Consider the following 20208-nt stretch of genomic DNA (forward strand, 5'->3'; position numbering starts at 1 on the left):
GTTTTTTCTTGTTCTTACATCATCGGCGCCGGGGCCGCGGGCATGGCGACCGGGGCCGCCTTGCGCTTGGCCGGACGGCGCTTGGCCGCTGCCTTGCGGGTCGACTTCTTCGCCGTCGACTTGCGCGCGGTCTTCTTGGCCGCCGCCTTCTTGGCCGGACGGCGCTTGGCCGCGGCCTTGCGGGTCGACTTCTTGGCCGTCGACTTGCGAGCGGTCGACTTGCGGGCGGTCTTCTTCGCCGCCTTCTTGGCCGGGCGCCGCTTGGCCGCCGTCTTGCGGGTCGACTTCTTGGCCGTCGACTTGCGGGCGGTCTTGCGGGTGGACTTGCGCGCGGTCTTCTTGGCCGCTGCCTTCTTCGCCGGACGACGCTTCGCCGCGGTCTTGCGGGTGGTCTTCTTCGCCGCCTTCTTCGCGGTGGTCTTCCGGGTGGTCTTGCGCGCGGTCTTCTTGGCCGCTGCCTTCTTCGCCGGACGGCGCTTGGCGGCGGTCTTGCGCGCGGCCTTCTTGGCCGCCGGTTTGCGGGCGGTACGCTTCGTCGCCTTCTTGGCGGACTTCTTCGCAGCTTTCTTCATGGCCATGAGAGTGGCTCCTCGTCAGTTTGACTTACGGGTACTGCAGCCCAGGGCAAAGCAGCGTCGCGGGAGTCGGACCCGCGACCAACCGCCGACGCGCGGGGCGCGCCGGAACGGATTCGGGGTTGCCTTCGCGGCAACAAAAAACCCGCATCGCCAGGCGATGCAGGTCGTGGTGTCTGGTGCGATGGACGCTTTCTCGGAGGAGACGCTGCCCGCGTCCACCTTGGTGACCGTCAGGGCGGAAGTCCGTGTTGTGTCGCCTGTTGTCCGCGTTGCTGTACTCACTCGCTTCTGCAGGTCGCGTCTGCTGGGCGAAACCTAATCACGGTTTTTTCGGCTGTCAACAACCCCGGAGAAAAAAATCCCGGGGCGGCGGCGGCGCCGCGACCGTCCCGGGCCGGGCGCGTCACGCGCGTCGGGCGCGCCACGACATGCGCGTCGTCGTCGCACGCACGACCGCACGCGTGGCGACATTGCAAAAAACCCCGTGTTTTACGCATGTTTTGCGACAGCGCGCGCTGCACGCGCGACATGCGACGCGTGCGCGGCACGGGTGTCCGCGACGCGTGCAACGGGTCGCGTGCGGGCGCCGCGACGGCGTGGACGCCTCGTTCACCCGGGGTGCGCGCTTGCCGCGCCGCAGCACCCCCGGAAGGGCAAAGTGCGCAAACTTCGCGCCCCTCCCCCGCAACGCAAACCGGCCGCGCGAGGCGGCCGGTCGGATGCGTGTTCGCGGTGCGCGGGGAACGTCAGTCGTCTTCCTCGAGCAGCTCGGCGTACGCGTCGGGATCGAGCATCTCGTTGAGCTGCTCGGCATCCTCGACCTCGAGCACGAACAGCCAGCCGTCGCCGTAGGCATCCTCGTTGATCGTCTCCGGCTTGTCGGCGAGCGCGGCGTTGACCTCGACCACGGTACCGGTGACCGGGGCGTACACGTCGGACGCGGCCTTCACCGACTCGACCACGGCGCAGGCGTTGCCGGCCTCGATCCGGTCGCCGACGTTCGGCAGCTCGACGTAGACCAGGTCGCCGAGCAGTTCCTGCGCATGGTCGGAGATGCCGACGGTCACCTTGCCGTCGCCTTCGACGCGGGCCCACTCGTGGGACTTGTTGAACTTCAGGTCGCCGGGAATCTCGCTCATCTTGGGCTCCGGATGGGGGGTCGTCTGGACCGGGAATCTGCGGGTGGTGGCTAGTTTAGACCTGCGGCTTGCCTTCGCGCACGAACGGGAATTTCACTACCCGCACCGGCACCTCGCGGCCGCGGATGTCCACCCGCACGCCGGCGTCGGCGCCGGGCGCGATGTCGCCGGCCGGGACGCGCGCGAACGCGATCGCCTTGCCCAGCGTCGGCGAGAAGGTGCCGGACAGGATCTCGCCGTCGCCGTGCGCGGTGATCACGCGCTGGCCGTGCCGCAGCACGCCCTTCTCGTCCATCACCAGGCCGATCATCTGGCGCGCGTTGCCCTCGGCCTTCTGCCGCTCGAGCACCTCGCGGCCGATGAAGTCGCGGCCCTCGTCGAGCGCCACGGTCCAGCCGAGCGCCGCTTCGTACGGGGTCACCGACTCGTCCATGTCCTGGCCGTACAGGTTGAGCCCGGCCTCCAGGCGCAGGGTGTCGCGCGCGCCCAGTCCGGCGGGCTTGACCCCCGCTGCCAGCAACGCGTCCCACAGCGCTACCGCGTGCTCCGTCGGCACCACCGCCTCGAAGCCGTCCTCGCCGGTGTAGCCGGTACGCGCGAGGAACAGGGGCGCGCCGTCCTTGGTCCGCACGTCGATTGCGGCGAAGCGGCCGAGCTTGCCAGCGGCCTCGGCGCCGGCCGCGTCGAGCAGGCCGGCCACGCGCTCGCGCGCGGTCGGGCCCTGCACCGCGATCATGGCGAAGTCGTCGCGCTCGCGCACTTCGACCCCGAACGGCGCCGCCTGCCGGGTGATCCAGGCCAGGTCCTTGTCGCGGGTGGCGGCGTTGACCACCAGGCGGAAGAAGTCGTCGCCGCCTTCGGAAGGCATCAGATAGACGATCAGGTCGTCGATGACGCCGCCGCGCTCGTCGAGCATGCAGCTGTACAGCGCCTTGCCCGGCTTCTGCAGCTTGTCCACCGAGTTGGCCAGCAGGTGGCGGAGGAACTCGCGCGTGCGCGCGCCGTGCAGGTCCACCACGGTCATGTGCGAGACGTCGAACATGCCGGCGTCGCGGCGCACCTGGTGGTGCTCCTCCACCTGCGAGCCGTAGTGCAGCGGCATGTCCCAGCCGCCGAAGTCCACCATCCTGGCGCCGAGCGCGCGGTGGGCATCGTTGAGGACGGTCTTGCGGGTCATGGCATGGCTCTCGGGTGGGGGTCTTCGATTATCGCCGAAGAGCTTGCCCGTCATCCGGCGCTACGCGCCACCTTCTCCCCGCGGGCGGGGAGAAGGAAGAATCAGGCGGGTTCGACGTGGAGTTGCATGCCGTCGGCGCCGGTGATGCGGACGCGGGTGCCGGCGGGGAGGTCGGGGCCGAGCACGGTCCAGTAGGCGTCGGCGATCTGCACCCGGCCGCGGCCCTGCACGATCGCGGCCTGCAGTGGCACCACCTGCCCCACCAGTGCCGCCGCGCGCTGGTTCAGCGCGGGCTGGTCGCTGGGCTTCTCGCGCCTGCGGAACCAGCGCCGGTAGACCTGGATGGAGACGAAACCGAGCACCACGAAGGCGGCCGCCTGCGCCAGCAGGGGCAGGTCGGGGAACACCAGCACGATGAAGAACACCGCGGTCGCGGCGAACGCCAGCCACAACATGAAGGCACCGGGCGCCATCGTCTCGGCCGCGAACAGCAGCAACGCCAGCACCGCCCAGGCGAATACGTCCCAACGCATGCCTCAGCCCCCCGTCTTGCGCGGCAGCTCCAGCGCTTCCTTCGCCAGCTCGGCGATGCCGCCCAGCGAGCCGATCACGCCGGCCGACTCCATCGGCATCATCACGAACTTCTGGTTCGGCGCCTCGGCCAGCGCCTTGAACGCCTCGATGTACTTCTGCGCCACGAAGTAGTTGATCGCCTGCACGCTGCCGCCGGAGATCGCGTCCGAGACCACCTGCGTCGCCCTGGCCTCGGCCTCGGCCAGGCGCTCGCGGGCCTCGGCTTCGCGGAACGCCGCCTCGCGCTCGCCCTCGGCCTCGAGGATGGTGGACTGCTTCTCGCCCTCCGCCTTGAGGATCGCGGCCTGGCGGAAGCCCTCGGCCTCGAGGATGTTGGCGCGCTTCTCGCGCTCGGCCTTCATCTGGCGGGCCATCGCCTCGACCAGGTCGCGCGGCGGGGCAATGTCCTTGAGTTCGATGCGGTTGACCTTGACCCCCCACGGGTGGGTCGCCTGGTCCACGGCCTCGAGCACCTTGGCGTTGATCTCGTCGCGCCGCGACAGCGACTCGTCCAGGTCCATCGAGCCGATCGACGTGCGGATGTTGGTCATCACCAGGTTGAGGATCGCGATCTCGAGCTGGGCCACCTCGTAGGCGGCCTTGGCGGCGTCGAGCACCTGGAAGTAGACCACGCCGTCCACCTTCACCACGGCGTTGTCGCGGGTGATCACGTCCTGGCTGGGGACGTCCATCACCTGCTCCATCATGTTGATCTTGCGGCCGACGTCCTGGTAGACGGGGACCAGGAAGTGCAGACCCGGCTTCATGGTGTGGGTGTAGCGGCCGAAGGCCTCCACGGTCCATTCGTAGCCCTGCGGCACCATGCGCACGGTCTTGAACAGGACGATGATGCCCGCGACGAGCAGGACGACGGCAAGCAGCGTTCCAAACATCCGATCTTCCCCTTTGTAGGAGCGGCGCTCGCGCCGCGACCCCGATCATATCCCGCGCTGCGACCCTTCGCGCCCTTGGCGCATCCTAGCCATCGAATGCCAGTCACGACCCCGCCAGCCTCGGCCTTCGCCATCGACGTTCCCGCCGCGCTGCTGGCGCGGGCGCGGGCCGGCGAGCGGGCGGCGTTCGAACAGCTCTACCGCTGGTTCGAGCGACCGGTATTCACCCTGGCGCTGCGCATCTGCGGCGACCGCGACGAGGCCTCCGACGTGCTGCAGGACACCATGCTCAAACTGTTCTCCCGCATCGGCGACTACCGCGCCGTGGACGGCGCCCCGTTCTGGGGGTGGCTGCGCCGGGTGGCGGTCAACGAGGCGCTGATGCGCCTGCGTCGCGGCGACCGGCTCGCGCACGCGCTGCCGGACGATGCGCTGCTGGTGGACGACGTCTCGCCGCCTCCCGCGGCGGCGGCGGACGCGGCTGCGTTGCAGCGCGCGCTCGCCGCGCTGCCCGCGGCGACCCGCAGCGTGCTCTGGCTGTACCACGCCGAGGGCTACACCCACGAGGAGATCGCGGCGCTGATGGAGCGCACGCCGAGCTTCTCCAAGTCGCAGGTCGCGCGCGGCGGGCGCCGCCTGCGCGCGCTGCTGGAAACGCCTGTCGAACAGGCCGCATGCATTCCGGAGGCCGCCCATGGCTGACATCCGCACCCCGCCTTCCGCCCCCGGCACCTGGGGCGAAGCCTTCGCCGCGCTGCCGGCGGAGATGCCGCCGCGCGACGGCTGGCAGCGCGTGGCGCGGCAACTGGACGCCCGCCGGCGCGCGCGCCTGCCGGCCTGGGTCGGTCTCGCCGCCGCGGCCGGCCTGCTGCTGGCGGTCGGTCTGTGGGCCGGGCTGCGGCCGCCGGCGCCGACCCCGGCATCGCCGGTCGCGGCGCCCGGTCAGCCCGTGGCATCGCAACCCGCCGGTTCCGCGCCCGCGACGCCCGACGCAACACCCGATCCGGCCACCGCTGCCATCGACGACGATCCCGTCGCGTCGCCGGCCACGCGCCCGGCGGCGACGGCGACGCAGATCGCCACGACGGCGGATCCGTCCCGCGACACGACGACGATCGCAACGACCACGCCGGAAAACGCCCTGGCGCCGCTGCAGCAGGAGTCGGCGCACCTCGAAACCCTGCTCGCACTGGCCCGCGACGACAGCGTCGGCAGCGCCGGCGCGGTGCTGCTCGCCGATGCGTTCGACGCGCGCCTGGCCGGGATCGACACCCTGCTCGCCGACCCCGGCCTAGCGCCCGACGAACGCGAAGCGCTGTGGCACGCGCGCGTGGACACGCTGCGCCAGGCCGCCGGCTTCGTGAGCACGCAGCGACTGCTCGCCGTCCAGGGCCACGGCGACGCGTGGCTGGCCAGCGTCGATTGAACGAACCCCCGAGGAGACACGCATGAACAACCGCAACCCCCCCCGCTTCGCCGCCCTCGCGCTGGCACTGGCCGTCGGCATCGCCGCCCCCGCGTTCGCACAGTCCGCATCCCCGAAGACACCGAGCGCCGCGGAACAGCAGCAGCTCGACGCGGCGCGCGCACGCCTGGACGCCGCGGCGAAGCAGTACGCCGAACTCGCCAGCCGCTACGCCAGCGACCGGCACGCGATGGAGCTGCAGCACCGCCTGCTGCGCAAGCCGGTGATCGGGGTGGTGCTGGGCAGTGACCCCGCGGGCGGCGTGCGCATCGCCGCGGTCACCCCCGGCGGCGCGGCCGCCGAGGCCGGCCTGAAGAGCGGCGACCGCATCGTCGCGGTGGACGGAAAGCGCCTGGCCGGCAGCGATCCGGAAGCGCGCCTGGAAGCCGCGCGCGAAGCGATCGGCAAGCACGACGAAGGTTCGAAGGTCAGCCTGCGCTACCTGCGCGACGGCCGCGAAGCCACGGTGTCGCTGGCGCCGCGCCCGGGCGAGCGCGTGCTGTTCTTCGACGTGGACAAGGCCGGCGGCTTCGACGTGATCCGCCTGCGCGCCGAGACCGAGGCCGCGCGCGCCCACGCCGAGCTGGCGCGGGCCGCGGCCGCCCGCCACGCCGCCATCGCGCCCGAGATCCGGCGCGAGATCATCCGCCTGTCACCGGGCAGCGAATGCGCCGCCGGAACCCCGTGCGCCTTCCCGGTGATCTCCGAAGCGCTGCGCTGGAACGGGCTGAACCTGGCGTCGCTCGACGCCGACCTCGGCAAGTACTTCGGCACCGACAAGGGCGTGCTGGTGCTCGGCACCGGCCCCGGGCTCGGCGGGCTGCGCGCGGGCGACGTCATCCGCAGCGTGGACGGCAAGCCGGTGTCCACCCCGCGCGAGGTGATGGACGCGCTGCGCGGCCGCGACAGCGGCGACAAGGTGGACGTCGGCTACCTGCGCGAGCGGCGCGCGGGCGCGACCGTGGTGACGGTGCCCGAGCCGGTGGCGATCCCGCTGCCGCCACCCCCACCCGCACCCCCGGCCCCGCCAGCGTCGCCGAAGGCACCGGGCGCCGCGCCGCCAGCGCCGCCGGCGCCCCCCGCCCCGCCCCCGCCGCCTCCCGCGGTCTCCTGAGCGCGATTGCGTACCATGGCTCGGACCACACTCGGAGCCACCGCATGCAATACCGCCGCCTCGGATCCTCCGGCCTGCAGCTCTCTGCGCTGTCCTTCGGCGCGTGGGTGACCTTCGGCAACCAGGTCGGGCGCGGCGCGGCGCGCGAGATGATCGCGGCGGCCTGGGACCACGGCATCAACTTCTTCGACAACGCCGAGGGCTACGCCAACGGCGAGGCCGAGCGGGTGATGGGCGACGTCATCGCCGACCTGCGCCTGCCACGCGATGGCTTCTGCGTGTCGAGCAAGGTGTTCTTCGGCGCCGCCAAGGATCCGCGGCCGACGCAGCGCGGCCTGTCGCGCAAGCACGTGGTGGACGCCTGCCACGACGCGCTGCGGCGGCTGCGCGTGGACTACCTCGACCTGTACTTCTGCCACCGCCCCGATCCGGAGACCCCGATCGAGGAGACGGTGCGCGCGATGGACGGCCTGGTGCAGCAGGGCAAGGTGCTGTACTGGGGCACGTCCGAATGGTCGGCCGACCAGATCCGCGAGGCGCACAAGATCGCGCGCCTGCGCAACCTGCAGCCGCCGACGATGGAGCAGCCGCAGTACAACCTGCTGCACCGCGAGCGGGTCGAGGTCGAGTACGCGCCGCTCTACGCCGAGTACGGCATGGGCACCACCATCTGGTCGCCGCTCGCCTCCGGGCTGCTCACCGGCAAGTACAACAGCGGCGTGCAGCAGGAAGGCCGGCTCGCGCGGGAGGGATTCGGCTGGCTGCAGAAGATGGTGGTCGGCGACCCGAAGGAGCGCCGCATCGAGCGCGCGCGCCGCTTCACCAACGTGGCGAAGGAACTCGGGGTCGCGCCGGCACCGCTGGCGATCGCCTGGTGCCTGCGCAACCCGAACGTGTCCACGGTGATGCTGGGCGCCTCGCGCGCGGAGCAGCTGGTGCAGAACCTGGAGGCGCTGGAGGTCGCCGGCAAGCTCGACGACGCGGCGTGGGGAAAGGTGGAGGCTTCTACCGCGTCGTAGCGGCGCGCTCTACCCCAGCCGCTTCGCGATCGCCGCGCCCAGGTCGCCGGGCGACTTCACGGTGGTGACGCCGGCCTTCTCCATCGCGGCGAACTTGCCCTCCGCGGTGCCCGCGCCGCCCGAGGCGATCGCGCCGGCGTGGCCCATGCGCTTGCCCTTCGGCGCGGACGCGCCGGCGATGAAGCCGACCACCGGCTTGGTCACGTGCTCGGCGATGTACTCGGCCGCCTCTTCCTCGGCGGAGCCGCCGATCTCGCCGACCATGATGATGCCCTTGGTCTGCTCGTCCGCCTCGAACAGCTTCAGGCAGTCGATGAAGTTGAGGCCGTTGATCGGGTCGCCGCCGATCCCGATCACGGTGGACTGGCCGAGGCCCGCGTCGGTGGTCTGCTTCACGGCCTCGTAGGTCAGCGTGCCCGAGCGCGACACGATCGCGACCTTGCCCGGCATGTGGATGTGGCCCGGCATGATCCCGATCTTGCACTCGCCCGGGGTGATGATGCCCGGGCAGTTCGGCCCGACCAGGACCACGTCCTCGTAGCCGGCCAGGGTGTTCTTGACCCGCAGCATGTCGAGCACCGGGATGCCCTCGGTGATCGCGACGATCACCTTGATGCCGGCATCGGCGGCCTCGAGGATCGCGTCGGCGGCGTAGGCCGGCGGCACGTAGATGACCGAGGCGTCGGCGCCGGTCTCCTCGACCGCGTCGGCGACGGTGTTGAACACGGGCAGGCCGAGGTGCTCGGTGCCGCCCTTGCCCGGGGTCACGCCGCCGACGACCCGGGTGCCGTACTCGATCATCTGCTCGGCGTGGAAGGTGCCTTGGGTGCCGGTGAAGCCCTGGACGATGACCTTGGTGTTCTTGTTGACCAAAACGCTCATGGAGGTGTCTGTTCCTTTGCTCAGGCGGCTTGCTTGACGGCCTGGACAGCCTTCTTCGCACCGTCGTTGATGTCGTCGGCGGGGATGATCGCCAGCCCGGAATTCTTCAGCAGGGCCTTGCCGGCCTCGACGTTGGTGCCCTCGAGGCGCACGACCACCGGCACCTCGACGCCCACTTCCTTCACCGCCGCGATGATGCCCTCGGCGATCATGTCGCAGCGGACGATGCCGCCGAAGATGTTGACGAAGATCGCCTTCACCTTGTCGCTCGACAGGATCAGCTTGAACGCCTCGGTCACGCGCTCCTTGTTGGCGCCGCCGCCGACGTCGAGGAAGTTGGCGGGCTCGCCGCCCTCCAGCTTGATCACGTCCATGGTCGCCATCGCCAGGCCGGCGCCGTTGACCATGCAGCCGATGTTGCCGTCCATGGTCACGTAGTTGAGGTCGTACTGGCTGGCGCGCACCTCGGTCTCGTCCTCCTGGCGGATGTCGCGCATGGCGGCCAGGTCGGGATGGCGGAAGGTGGCGTTGTCGTCGGAGTTGACCTTGCCGTCGAGCACGGCCAGGTCGCCGGACTTGAGGATGGCGAGCGGGTTGAGCTCGACCAGCGCCAGGTCCTTCTCGTGGAACAGCTTGAACAGCCCGAGCATGATCTTGGTCAGCTGGTTGACCTGCTTCGCGCTCAACCCCAGGGCGAAGCCCATCTCGCGGCACTGGTACGGCTGCAGGCCCTGGACGTAGTTCACGTGCAGGGTCTTGATCGCGTCCGGGTTCTCCTCGGCGGTCTTCTCGATCTCGACGCCGCCCTCGCTGGAGGCGATGAAGGTGACGGCCTTGCTGGAGCGGTCCACCAGCACCGACAGGTAGAGCTCCTGGGCGATGTCCGTGGCCTGGGTCACCAGCACGCTGTCGATCGGCAGCGCGACGCCGGCGGACTGGTAGGTCTCCATCCTCGTCCCGAGCATGCCCTTGGCGTACTCGCGGACCTCGTCCAGGCTGCGCGCCAGCTTGACGCCGCCCGCCTTGCCGCGGCCGCCGGCGTGGATCTGCGCCTTGACCACCCAGAAGTCGCCGCCGATGGTCTTGGCGGCGTCCACCGCCTCTTCGGGGGTGCGGGCGACGCGCCCGGGGGGAACGGCGATGCCGTAGTCGGCGAACAGTTGCTTGGCCTGGTATTCGTGGAAGTTCATCGATCGTCCAGCGTGGAGGGGTGAATGCGGAACTGAGCCGCCCATTGTACGCCCCCGGGTGCTAGGGTTGCCCCCGTCCCCGGGGAGCCCCATGCCCAAGCGCAGCCAGCCACCCAGCCCCGGCATCGCCGAGGCGCAGCACCACGACCTGTATTTCTACGGCCTGTACCGGGTCCTGGAAGCCGGCCTGCTGTCGCTGATGCTGTTCGGGCCGGCGCGGACCCTGATCGGGGCCCCGGCCCATCCGCTGCTGGGCAAGGCCACCGCCATCGCCTACCTGGTGGTCGCGGTGGTGCTGCTGGCCTGGACGCTGCGGGCCTCGCGCCTGCGCTGGCCGGCCCTGGTGGGGGTGGTGGTGGACATCGTCGCCGCCACCCTGGCGATCCACGCGCTGCCCGCCGCGGCATCGGGGATCGCGCTGATGCTGGTGTTCAACGTCGCCGCGGCGGCGCTGCTGCTGCCGCTGCGCCTGGGCCTGGCGGGTGGCGCCCTGGCCGGCGTGGCGATGATCGGCGAGTTCGTGTGGGCCAGGCTCTCCGGTCCCGCGCTCGGGCGCCCGATGGCCGAGCCGGTGATGTTCGCGGTGAGCTTCCTGTCCATCGCCATGCTCAGCTACCTGCTGGGCAGGCAGATCCGCGAGAGCCAGGCGCTGGCGGAGCGCCGTGGCGGCCAGGTCGCCGACCTGGCCGCGATCAATGAACTGATCATCCGGCGCATGCGTACCGGGGTGCTGGTGGTGGACGGCAAGGGCACGATCCGGCTGGCCAACGAAGCGGCGATGGGGCTGCTCGGCGAGCTCGACCCGGCCCGCGACCTGGCCACGAGCGCCCCCGCCCTGCACCAGCGGCTGTGCGCCTGGCTGGCCGGCGAAGTGGCCGAGGATGCGCCGCTCCAGCTCGGCCCGGACCACGCCGAGGTGCTGCCGCGCTTCGCCAAGTTGCTGGCGCATGGCGACACCACGCTCGTGTTCCTGGACGACAGCGCGCTGGTCTCGCGCCGCGCCGAATCCATGACCCTGGCCACGCTCGGCCGCTTCTCCGCCGGCCTGGCGCACGAGATCCGCAACCCGCTGGCGGCGATCAACTACGCCACCCAGCTGTTGCAGGAGTCCGACGAGATCAGCACCGCCGACCAGCGCCTGCTGCAGATCATCCACGACCAGTGCCAGCGCACCAACGGCATCGTCGAGAGCGTGCTCGGCCTCGCCCGGCGCGAGAGCGCCCGCGCCGAACTGATCGACCTGCCGCTGTTCCTGCAGCGGGTGGTGGCGGACTTCCGCCACGTGCTGCCGCCCGAATCCGGCACCATCTCCGTGCAGGCGGACGACGAGAGCGCGCTGGTGGACCCGCGGCACCTGCAACAGGTGGTCACGGTGCTGCTGCAGAACGCGCTCGCGCACGGGCACCTGCCGGGCGACCCGGCGCTGGTCGAGATCCGCGTCCATGCCGTGGACGGGCGTCCGGTCGTGGACGTCTGCGACCGCGGCCCGGGCATCCGCGAGGAGGTCCGCGACAGGCTGTTCCGCCCGTTCTTCACCACGTCCGAGCACGGCACCGGGCTCGGCCTGTACATCGCGCAGGAGCTGTGCCGCGCCAACGAGGCGACGCTGGAGTGCCTGGCGCGCGAGGACGGCCCGGGTACCTGCTTCCGGATCGGGCTGCCCGCGGCCAACTCGCTGCTGCCGGCCTGACTGTAGGAGCGGCGCTAGCGCCGCGACCGCGGCGATGTCGCAGCGCGATGTCGCGGCGCGAGCGCCGCTCCTACAGGTTCCGCCGCGGCGGCAGCAGCAGGTTGCCGAACAGCAGGCCGGCGATCAGCGCCAGCAGGATGTTGAGCACCCCCAACGCGGCCGATTCGCCGACCGCCGCGTCCTGCTGCTGGATCAGCGTCATCACCCCGCGCAGGCTGGCGCTGCCGGGCACCATCATCAGGATGCCCGGCACCCGCACCAGTGCGCCCGGGCGCCCGGCCAGGCGCGCGTAGACGTTGCCGCCGGCGGTCAGCAGCAGCGCCGACAGGAAGATGCCCGCGGGCCCGCCCCAGGCCTGCCCGCCGAAGCGGGTGATCGAGTAGCCCGCCACCGCGGCCAGGATCACCACCGGGTAATCGCGCAGCCGGGTGCGGAACAGCAGCGCGAACGAGCACGCGGCCGCCAGTACGCCGACCCACTCCACCGCTCCGGGCTGCGGCCGCAGCGCGCGCACCTGGGGCTCGATCCCGGCGAAGTTGGCGATGCCGAGCGCCACCGCGCCGCCGACGGTCAGCTTCATCAGCGTCGCCATCGCCCCGGCGAAACGCGAGGTCCCGGCCACCAGGTGCTGGCTGGCGAGCTCGTTGACCGCGTTGGTCAGGCTCATGCCGGGGACCAGCACGATCAGCGCGGAAATGATCACGGTGTTGAGGTTGAGCGGCGCCACGAAGGCGGCCACCAGGGTCGTCACCGCCGCGGCGATCATGCCGGCCAGGGCGTCGCCGGCCTCGCGCATCTGCGGGAACCCGCGCGAGGCGTAGTCGAGCAGGCCGATCAGCAGGCCGGCCACGCCGGCGGTGGCGATGTCCAACCAGGGCAGCCGCCACATGGTCGCGATCGAGGCCGCCGCCAGGCCGAACACCAGGATGCCGAGCAGCTTGGCGCGGGTCGTCGGCGGCCGCTCGAGCGCGCGCAGCGCGGCGTGGCCGTCGGCGATGCCGAGGCGACCCGAACCGACCTCGGCGGCGATGCGGTCGGCCGCGCTCAGCTTGGACAGGTCGGTGTCGCCCTGGTGGGCCCGGATCACGCGGGTGATGTCGCTCAGGCCGACCGGGCGCTTCGGGTCGCTGAAGCTCAGCACCATGCCGGTCGGGTGGACCATGGGCTCGCACTCCAGGCCGAGCTCGTCGGCGACCGCGACGACCGCGCCCTCGAGGCGCTGCGCGGTGGTTCCATAGGCGTGCAGGTGTTCGGCGAGCTCGACCACGAACGCGACGCGCGCGGCGTAGTCTTCGACGGCGGTGGGCAGGGTCGGCGCGGACATGCCGGGAAGCATCGCACGCAGGCGTTGCCCGAGTCTGTATCCTCGGCCGTTGGAGCACCGGATTGCCAGCCGCATGACCGCCGCCAGCGAGACCAGGCCCAGCATCGAAGCAAGCGACAGCGAGCGTCCCCGGCTGCTGGGGAGCTGGACGCTGGATCACGCCGCCGCCATGGCGGCCGCCTTGCGCGAGGCCGCGGCCGCCGGCGCGCATCCCCTCGACGCCACCGGGGTGGAGCGGCTGGATTCCCTCGGCGTGCTGCAACTGCTGCGCCACGCGCGCCGCAACGGGCTCGACTTCGACGCCTTCCGCTTCAGCCCCGAGCACCACGCGCTGGTGGACGCGATCGAGGACGTGGCCGACGAGCGCCCGCCGCGCAAGCGCGAGTACGGCGTCGCCGCGGCCCTCGGGCGCCTCGGCTACGCGGTCACCGACAACGCGCGCGAAGTGGTCGCGCTGGTCAGCTTCCTCGGCGAGAACCTGTGGAAGCTGGCGCGCATGGTCCGCGAGCCGCGCCGGTTCCGCGCCATCTCCACCGTGCACCACATGGAACAGGTCGGCCTCGACGCCGTGCCGCTGGTGGCCCTGCTGTCCTACCTGGTGGGCGCGGTGATCGCCTTCCTCGGGGCCAACATCCTGGCCGACTTCGGCGCCACCATGTACGTGGTCGAACTGGTCAACGTCGCGTTCCTGCGCGAGTTCGGGGTCCTGATGACCTCGATCGTGCTGGCCGGCCGCACCGCGAGCGCGTTCACCGCGCAGATCGGCGCCATGGTCAGTCGCGAGGAGGTGGACGCGATGCGCACCCTGGGCCTGGACCCGGTGGACGTGCTGGTGATCCCGCGGCTGCTGGCGCTGGTGGTGATGCTGCCGCTGCTGACCTTCGTCTCCGACATCCTCGGCCTGCTGGGCGGCATGTCGGTGGGCGCGTTCGGGCTCGACATCCCGCCGCAGGCCTACTACGCGCGCATGCAGGAGACGATGGAACTGCGGCATTTCCTGGTCGGGCTGGCGAAGGCCCCGGTATTCGCGATCGTGATCGCCCTGATCGGCTGCCTCGAGGGCCTGCAGGTGAAGGGCACCGCGCAGTCGGTCGGCGAGCGCACCACGTCGTCGGTGGTGCAGACGATCTCGCTGGTGATCGTGCTCGACGCCCTGTTCGCGATCTGGTTCATGCAGATGGATTGGTGATGGACACCGCCGCAGACCACCCCATCATCCGCGTGCGTGGCCTGGCCAACCGCTTCGGCGCCCAGGTGGTGCATGAAGGCCTGGACCTGGACGTGCGCCGCGGGGAGATCCTCGGCATCGTCGGCGGCTCGGGCACCGGCAAGTCGGTGCTGATGCGCTCGATCATCGGCCTGCGCGAACCCGACGCCGGCGAGATCGAAGTGCTGGGCGTCGACGCGCGCTCCGAGGACCCCGACGACCGCCTGCACATCGAGCGCCACACCGGCGTGCTGTTCCAGGACGGCGCCCTGTTCTCCTCGCTGACCGTGGGCGAGAACGTGCAGGTGCCGCTCAAGGAGCACCATCCCGGGCTGCCCGATTCGCTGCTCTACGAGCTGGCGCTGCTCAAGGTGAAGCTCGCCGGCCTGCCGGCGGACGCGATCGACAAGCTGCCGTCGCAACTGTCCGGCGGCATGCGCAAGCGCGCCGGCCTCGCGCGGGCGCTGGCGCTGGACCCGCCGCTGCTGTTCCTGGACGAACCCACCGCCGGGCTCGACCCGATCGGCGCGGCCGCCTTCGACGCGCTCATCCGCACCCTGCAACAGGCGCTGGGGCTCACCGTGTTCCTCATCACCCACGACCTCGACACCCTGTACGCTATCTGCGACCGCGTGGCGGTGCTCGCCGACCGCCGCATCCTGGCGGTGGCGCCGGTCGCGGAACTCGAGCGGCTGGAGCACCCGTGGGTGCAGGACTACTTCAACGGCCCCCGCGGCCGCGCCGCGCAGCAGGCGGCAGGGAGGACCTAATGGAAACCAAGGCCAACTACGTCCTGATCGGCGCCTTCACCCTGGTCACCGCGGTGTTCCTGCTGCTGTTCGGCCTGTGGGCCGCGAAGTACTCCTCCGAGCGCGACTGGCGCGAGTACCTGGTGGTGTTCACCGAGCCGGTCACCGGCCTCACCGAGGGCAGCTCGGTGCAATACAACGGCATCGCCGTGGGCACGGTCGAGCGGCTCGAGCTCGACCAGGAGGATCCGCGCCGGGTCATCGCGCGGCTCAAGCTCAAGGCCAGCACCCCGGTGAAGGTGGACACGCGCGCCAAGCTCTCGATCACCGGCCTGACCGGCGTGCCGTTCATCCAGCTCACCGGCGGCACCCCGGAGTCGCCACCGTTGCTCGCGGATTCGCGCTACGAGCTGCCGGTGATCCGCACCGAGGCCTCGGCGCTGCAGAACATCGCCGACACCGCCAACCGGCTGGTCGCGCGCATGGACCAGGTGCTGAGCGAGGAGAACGTGCAGCGGATCGCCAACACCCTCGAGAACATCGAGACCATGACCGGCACGGTCGCGGCGCAGCGCGAGGACCTGCGTACGTTGATCGTCAACGCGCGCGAATCCAGCGAGTTGCTCCGCAAGACGCTGGCCAGCACCAACCGCGCGGTCGACGACTTCGACCGCGAACTCGTGGACAAGCTGCCCGCGCTGGTCGCCAAGCTGGACAGCACCCTCACCCGCCTCGACGCCGCCGCCGGCGGCGCCGACGCGGTGATCAACGAGAACCGTGCCGCGATCCGCAGCTTCACCAACGACGGCCTGGCCCAGCTCGCACCGACGCTGGCGGAGATGCAGGCCCTGATCCGCGACCTGCGCCAGATCAGCGAAGGGCTGCAGGGCGGCCCGGCGGCGTACCTGATGGGGCGGAGCGCGCCCAAGGAGTTCGATCCCAATGAAGAGTGAAGCGGGAACGGGGAACGGGGAACGGGGAACTGTAGGAGCGGCGCTAGCGCCGCGACCCACGCTCGCCGCGGTCTTGGCCAGCATGCTCCTCGCCGGCTGCACCCTCGTCGGCGGCGAGAAGGAACCCGTGTCCATCTACGCGCCGGTGGTGCAGGTGGCCGCCGATCCGGCCTGGCCGGTGGCGCAGTGGCAACTCGGGATTCCCAAGGTCCACGCCGGCGGCATGCTCGAGAGCCGGCGCATCGCGGTGCGGCCGGTGCCGGGCGAGCTGCAGGTGTACAAGGGCGCGCTGTGGGCCAGCGAGCCGGCCGAGCAGCTGCGCGACGCGGTGCTGCGCACGCTCGAGGACTCCGACAAGATCGCCGCGGTCGCGCGCCAGGAGAGCGGCATCGCCTCGGACTACCGGCTGGAACTGGACCTGCGCCGCTACGAGGCGGACTACGGCGGAGCGCCATCGCCCGCGGCCCTGGTCGAGGTGCACGCCAAGCTGGTGCGCAGCATCGGCCGCGAGGTGGTCGCCGAACAGACCTTCCGCGAGGCCGTTCCCGCGCAGGGCGCCGATGTCGCGCAGGTGGCGCAGGCGTTCGGGATCGCACTTGGCGAGGTGGCCGGCGACATCGCCGGCTGGACCCTCCGGTCCGGGAAATCCCTGTAGGAGCGCCGCTCCTACAGGTTCTGGTAGTTGGGCCCGGAACCGCCTTCCGGCGTCACCCAGGTGATGATCTCGTAGGGGTCCTTGATGTCGCAGGTCTTGCAGTGCACGCAGTTGGCGGCGTTGACCTGCAGCCTGCGTCCCTCCCCATCCTCGACCATCTCGTAGACCCCGGCCGGGCAGAAGCGCTCGCACGGATTGCCATACTCGACCGTGCAGCGCTCCACGCAGATGCTGGTGTCGTGCACCACCAGGTGCACCGGCTGGTCCTCGTCGTGCGCGGTGGCGGCGAAGTATACGCCCTGCAGACGGTCGCGCGGCGGTAGCTCGCGCTGTCCCCAGTCGCGCTCGGGCGAGGCGTAGTCGGCGAGCTTCTCCAGCGAGCACCAGTCCGGCTTGTTGCGCAGGGTCCACGGCGACAAGCCGCCGGTGACGGTTTCCCAGGCGGCGTTGAGCAGGCCCGCCCACAGCCCCTTCTTGAAGCCCGGCTTGATGTTGCGGACCTTGCGCAGCTCGGCCATCGCCGGCGATGCGCGCAGCTTCGCGTCGAAGCCGGCGCTGTCGAGGGTGCCGCCCGCGGCCTGCGCGGCCAGGTGCTCGGCGGCGAGCATGCCGCTGCGGATCGCCTGGTGGGTGCCCTTGATCTTGGGCACGTTGAGCAGGCCGGCACCGTCGCCGACCAGCAGCGCACCGGGCATCTCCACCTTCGGCAGCGACTGGTAGCCGCCGGTGACGATCGCGCGCGCGCCGGCCGAGAGGATGCTGCCGCCCTCCAGCAGCGGCTTCACCGTCGGGTGGTTCTTCCATTGCTGGAAGGCCTCCCACGGACGGTAGTTCGGGTCCTTGTAGTCGAGCCCGCTGACGTAGCCGAGCGCGACCTGGTCGTTGTCCAGGTGGTACAGGAAGCTGCCGCCGTAGGTCGCGTTGTCCGCGGGCCAGCCGAGGCTGTGCACGATCCTGCCGGGCGTCACCCGCCCCGCCGGAAGCTGCCACAGCTCCTTGATGCCGATCGAGTAGGCCTGCGGGTCGCTGTCGGCATCGAGGCCGAAGCGCTTCACCAGCTGCTTGGTGAGGCTGCCGCGCGCGCCTTCCGCGAGCACCGTGACCCTGGCGCGGATGTCTATGCCGGGGGTGTAGCCGGGCTTGTGGCGGCCGTCCTTCGCCACGCCCATGTCGCCGATGCGCACGCCGGCGACCCGGCCGTCGTCGTCGTAGAGCATCGAGGCCGCGGCGAAGCCCGGGTAGATCTCGACGCCCAGCGCCTCGGCCTGCGGCGCCAGCCAAGCGCACAGCGCGCCGAGGCTGACGATGAAGTTGCCGTGGTTGCGCATGCCCGGCGGCACCACCGGTAGCTTGCGGCCGCCGTCCTTCGTGAGCAGCCAGAACTCGTCTTCCTGCGCCGGCACGCATACCGGCGGCGGGTTGTCGCGCCAGCCCGGCAGCAGCGCGTCCAGCGGCTGCGGCTCGATCACCGCGCCCGACAGGATGTGCGCGCCGACGGTGGCGCCCTTCTCGAGGACGCAGACCGACAGGTCCGGCGCGAGCTGCTTCAGGCGGATGGCGAACGCCAGCCCGGCCGGCCCGGCGCCGACGGTGACGACGTCGTATTCCATGACGTCGCGCTCGGGTTCGACGGTCTGCGTGGTCGCTGCTTCGTCCTGGGGCTGCATGCGGGGATCCTCGGCCATGGACGGGATTCTACAGAGGCGGGAAGATCCGGTTCCGCCGCTCCAGGGCGTAGTAGCGCTCCACCCATGCCCGGCAATCGGCCACCACGCCCGCCAGCCCGGGGCTGACCTTCGCCGCCGGTTTCACGCGTCCGTCCTCGATCGCGTACAGCGAGGTCCCGATCGCCGCCACCTGCAGCGGCTTGTCCGCGGCCGGGTTGAAGAGGGTGCGGCCGACGAAGCTGTTGCGGGCGTCCTGCACCCCCGCGAGCTGCAGCAGGGTCGGCGCGAAGTCGAGCGAGGTGCGGCCACGGGCGTCGTAGCGCGCGGGCAGGTCCAGCCACGGCGCATGCACCAGCAGCGGGATGCGGTCCACGAAGTACGGGGCAAGGTCGTCGCCCGCGACCTCGACGTACGGCGGCTCCGGGTAGTGCGCGTGGTCCGAGGTCAGCACCAGCAGGGTGTCGTCGGCGTGGCGGGACTGGATGAACCAGTCGTAGAAGCGTCCGAATTCGGCGTCGAACTCGTGCAGCGTGTTGAGGCTGATGTTGCCGCCGTCGCCGTACTTCTTCGCGCCGGGCGGCGAATCCAGGAACGCGTGGGTGCCGATGTTGTAGGTGGCGACGAACACCGGCGCGGCGTCCGGCGGGCGCTGCTCGAGGAAGGTGCGCACGGCACGGAACAGGTCGCGATCGGTCAGCGATCCCCGGTTCAGCGGGCCCAGCGAACCCAGCAGCGCGCGGCTGCGCTCGAGGGTGTACACCTCGTCGAAGCCGAGCATCGCGATCAGGCGGGTCAAGGCGTCCCTGGCGGGATGCGGCGAGAAGAACGCGGTGTGGTAGCCGCGGTCGTGGAGGATCCGCGAGACCGTGGCATAGGACTTCTTCTCGTAGGCCGTCGCGTTGTCCTTCTCGGTCCAGCCCGAGCCCTTCTCGGCGCCGCCATGGCGCGGGAAGCCGGAGCTCATCTGCCCCTGGAGGCCACGGAAGGTCGCCGCGGTGTGGTTGAAGTAGTCGTCCACCACCATGGACCGCGCGGCCATGCGGCTGATGTTCGGGGTCAGCCCGGGATAGCGGCCGCCGTAGGCCTCGAGCAGCCGGGAGGACGTGCCCTCGGCGAACAGCACGATGATGTTCGGCCGGTCCGGGGCATCGTCGTCGCTGGCGAACGGCAGCGGCACCTTCGCCACCCGCTCGCGCAACAACGGCCAGTCGCCGGTCGCGGGGATGTTGCCGCAGGCGTTGCCTGCATCCGTCCCGGTCGCGTGCGCGGCCGCCAGCATCCCGGGTGGGGACTCGCCCGCCTCCTGCCCCGAGAACCAGTCGCTGCCGGTCCGGGCCAGCGCGGCCAGCGGCGATTGCCCGGGCAACAGTCGCACGGTGCCGCCGGCATCGTCCACGCGCGCATTGGCGACCACCACGACCGCGCACAGGCCGGCGGCGGCCAGCAACGGCCAGGCCTTTGCGCCGACACCCGCATTCCCTCGCTGGCTGGCCTGGCGCCCATGCCAGGCAAATGCCACCACGATGCCCCAGGCGGCCACGCCGGCGGCCATCAGGCGCCATTGCCCATGGTCTGCCGTCAGGCGCGCGTGCTCCGCGTTCTCGAGCGCGAGCACGCTGATGTAGGCATTGCCGATCACCAGCGCCGCGAGCTGGGCCAGCCAGGCCAGCGTGACCAGCAGGGCCAGCGCCGCGAAGGCCGGCAACCGCCAGCGGCTGCCGCGGGCACCGCGGAGCAGCGCCGACCCCAGCAGCACGTAGGCGGCCAGTTCCGCCAGCGGCAGCAGCAGCCAGGACGCGAGCGCGAGGCCGCCCGGCGTGCCCGGCACCCGGTCCAGGTACAGCCACAGCGCCGCCAGGTAGGCGGCCAGGAGGGCGATTGCATGGAACAGCAGGGGCGTGGGAGGGCGACGCACGTGGGTGGTCGGCGCGAG

Annotated in this window: 19 protein-coding genes; 9 read left to right on the plus strand and 10 right to left on the minus strand. The window is 71.1% G+C overall.

Annotated elements, in window-relative coordinates:
* Positions 1 to 14: 14 nt before the first annotated feature.
* The 5 genes from E4F25_RS06175 to E4F25_RS06195 form a co-directional block, all read right to left on the minus strand.
* Complete coding sequence (locus E4F25_RS06175) at positions 15 to 578, minus strand: histone (protein WP_140909307.1); 564 nt, start codon at positions 576 to 578, stop codon at positions 15 to 17.
* Positions 579 to 1324: 746 nt separating this feature from the next.
* Complete coding sequence (gene gcvH / locus E4F25_RS06180) at positions 1325 to 1717, minus strand: glycine cleavage system protein GcvH (RefSeq protein ID WP_140909308.1); 393 nt, start codon at positions 1715 to 1717, stop codon at positions 1325 to 1327.
* A 55-nt stretch (positions 1718 to 1772) separates the two neighbouring features.
* Positions 1773 to 2894: a glycine cleavage system aminomethyltransferase GcvT gene (gcvT, locus tag E4F25_RS06185; protein ID WP_140910353.1), complete on the minus strand. Its 1122-nt coding sequence runs from the start codon at positions 2892 to 2894 to the stop codon at positions 1773 to 1775.
* Between the two features lie 101 nt (positions 2895 to 2995).
* Positions 2996 to 3427 carry an NfeD family protein gene (locus tag E4F25_RS06190; RefSeq protein ID WP_140909309.1) on the minus strand — a complete coding sequence of 144 codons (432 nt, stop codon included), beginning with the start codon at positions 3425 to 3427 and terminating at the stop codon, positions 2996 to 2998.
* Between the two features lie 3 nt (positions 3428 to 3430).
* Entirely contained in the window at positions 3431 to 4360 is a 930-nt protein-coding gene (locus E4F25_RS06195; RefSeq protein WP_140909310.1) for an SPFH domain-containing protein, read from the minus strand.
* A gap of 96 nt (positions 4361 to 4456) precedes the next feature.
* Here E4F25_RS06195 and E4F25_RS06200 point away from each other — a divergent pair, with 96 nt between their 5' ends.
* Genes E4F25_RS06200 through E4F25_RS06215 form a run of 4 tightly spaced genes read left to right on the plus strand, consistent with a single transcriptional unit; the run spans position 4457 to position 7958 of the window.
* Positions 4457 to 5062: an RNA polymerase sigma factor gene (locus E4F25_RS06200; RefSeq protein ID WP_140909311.1), complete on the plus strand. Its 606-nt coding sequence runs from the start codon at positions 4457 to 4459 to the stop codon at positions 5060 to 5062.
* Positions 5055 to 5786 (plus strand): hypothetical protein, encoded by a 732-nt coding sequence (locus E4F25_RS06205; protein WP_140909312.1) that lies wholly within the window; start codon positions 5055 to 5057, stop codon positions 5784 to 5786. The genes E4F25_RS06200 and E4F25_RS06205 overlap by 8 nt, the downstream gene beginning before the upstream one ends.
* 22 nt (positions 5787 to 5808) lie before the next feature.
* On the plus strand, positions 5809 to 6939 hold the full coding sequence (locus E4F25_RS06210; RefSeq protein WP_140909313.1) for a PDZ domain-containing protein: 1131 nt from the start codon (positions 5809 to 5811) through the stop codon (positions 6937 to 6939).
* Positions 6940 to 6983: 44 nt separating this feature from the next.
* Complete coding sequence (locus E4F25_RS06215) at positions 6984 to 7958, plus strand: potassium channel beta subunit family protein (RefSeq protein ID WP_140909314.1); 975 nt, start codon at positions 6984 to 6986, stop codon at positions 7956 to 7958.
* A gap of 9 nt (positions 7959 to 7967) precedes the next feature.
* On the opposite strand, the gene sucD is transcribed toward E4F25_RS06215, so the two are convergent.
* Together sucD and sucC are read right to left on the minus strand one after the other, a co-directional pair.
* Positions 7968 to 8840: a succinate--CoA ligase subunit alpha gene (gene sucD / locus E4F25_RS06220; RefSeq protein WP_140909315.1), complete on the minus strand. Its 873-nt coding sequence runs from the start codon at positions 8838 to 8840 to the stop codon at positions 7968 to 7970.
* 20 nt (positions 8841 to 8860) lie between these two features.
* On the minus strand, positions 8861 to 10030 hold the full coding sequence (sucC, locus tag E4F25_RS06225; RefSeq protein WP_140909316.1) for an ADP-forming succinate--CoA ligase subunit beta: 1170 nt from the start codon (positions 10028 to 10030) through the stop codon (positions 8861 to 8863).
* 91 nt (positions 10031 to 10121) lie between these two features.
* On the opposite strand from sucC, the gene E4F25_RS06230 reads away from it, so the two are divergent.
* On the plus strand, positions 10122 to 11720 hold the full coding sequence (locus E4F25_RS06230; protein ID WP_140909317.1) for a sensor histidine kinase: 1599 nt from the start codon (positions 10122 to 10124) through the stop codon (positions 11718 to 11720).
* Positions 11721 to 11790: 70 nt separating this feature from the next.
* Here the strand turns inward: E4F25_RS06230 and E4F25_RS06235 are convergent, their stop codons facing one another.
* A complete protein-coding gene (locus tag E4F25_RS06235) occupies positions 11791 to 13044 on the minus strand; it encodes a threonine/serine exporter family protein (RefSeq protein ID WP_140909318.1) in 1254 nt (417 codons plus the stop codon).
* A 73-nt stretch (positions 13045 to 13117) separates the two neighbouring features.
* On the opposite strand from E4F25_RS06235, the gene E4F25_RS06240 reads away from it, so the two are divergent.
* The 4 genes from E4F25_RS06240 (at position 13118) to E4F25_RS06255 (ending at position 16608) form a co-directional block, all read left to right on the plus strand.
* Complete coding sequence (locus E4F25_RS06240) at positions 13118 to 14233, plus strand: MlaE family ABC transporter permease (protein ID WP_140909319.1); 1116 nt, start codon at positions 13118 to 13120, stop codon at positions 14231 to 14233.
* A complete protein-coding gene (locus E4F25_RS06245) occupies positions 14233 to 15021 on the plus strand; it encodes an ABC transporter ATP-binding protein (protein ID WP_140909320.1) in 789 nt (262 codons plus the stop codon). The genes E4F25_RS06240 and E4F25_RS06245 overlap by 1 nt, the downstream gene beginning before the upstream one ends.
* Positions 15021 to 15953, plus strand: a complete 933-nt coding sequence (locus E4F25_RS06250; protein ID WP_140909321.1) for an MlaD family protein — start codon at positions 15021 to 15023, stop codon at positions 15951 to 15953. Before E4F25_RS06245 ends, E4F25_RS06250 begins: the two co-directional genes overlap by 1 nt.
* Before the next feature lie 82 nt (positions 15954 to 16035).
* A complete protein-coding gene (locus tag E4F25_RS06255; protein WP_246069888.1) occupies positions 16036 to 16608 on the plus strand; it encodes an ABC-type transport auxiliary lipoprotein family protein in 573 nt (190 codons plus the stop codon).
* Positions 16609 to 16619: 11 nt separating this feature from the next.
* Here the strand turns inward: E4F25_RS06255 and E4F25_RS06260 are convergent, their stop codons facing one another.
* Both E4F25_RS06260 and E4F25_RS06265 read right to left on the minus strand, forming a co-directional pair.
* Positions 16620 to 18275, minus strand: coding sequence for an electron transfer flavoprotein-ubiquinone oxidoreductase (locus tag E4F25_RS06260; RefSeq protein ID WP_140910354.1), 1656 nt, complete (start codon positions 18273 to 18275; stop codon positions 16620 to 16622).
* Between the two features lie 28 nt (positions 18276 to 18303).
* Positions 18304 to 20190, minus strand: coding sequence for an LTA synthase family protein (locus E4F25_RS06265; protein ID WP_140909323.1), 1887 nt, complete (start codon positions 20188 to 20190; stop codon positions 18304 to 18306).
* Between the last annotated feature and the right edge of the window lie 18 nt (positions 20191 to 20208).

Origin of the sequence: Cognatiluteimonas lumbrici, from assembly GCF_006476065.1 — a bacterium.
Classification (GTDB): domain Bacteria; phylum Pseudomonadota; class Gammaproteobacteria; order Xanthomonadales; family Xanthomonadaceae; genus Cognatiluteimonas; species Cognatiluteimonas lumbrici.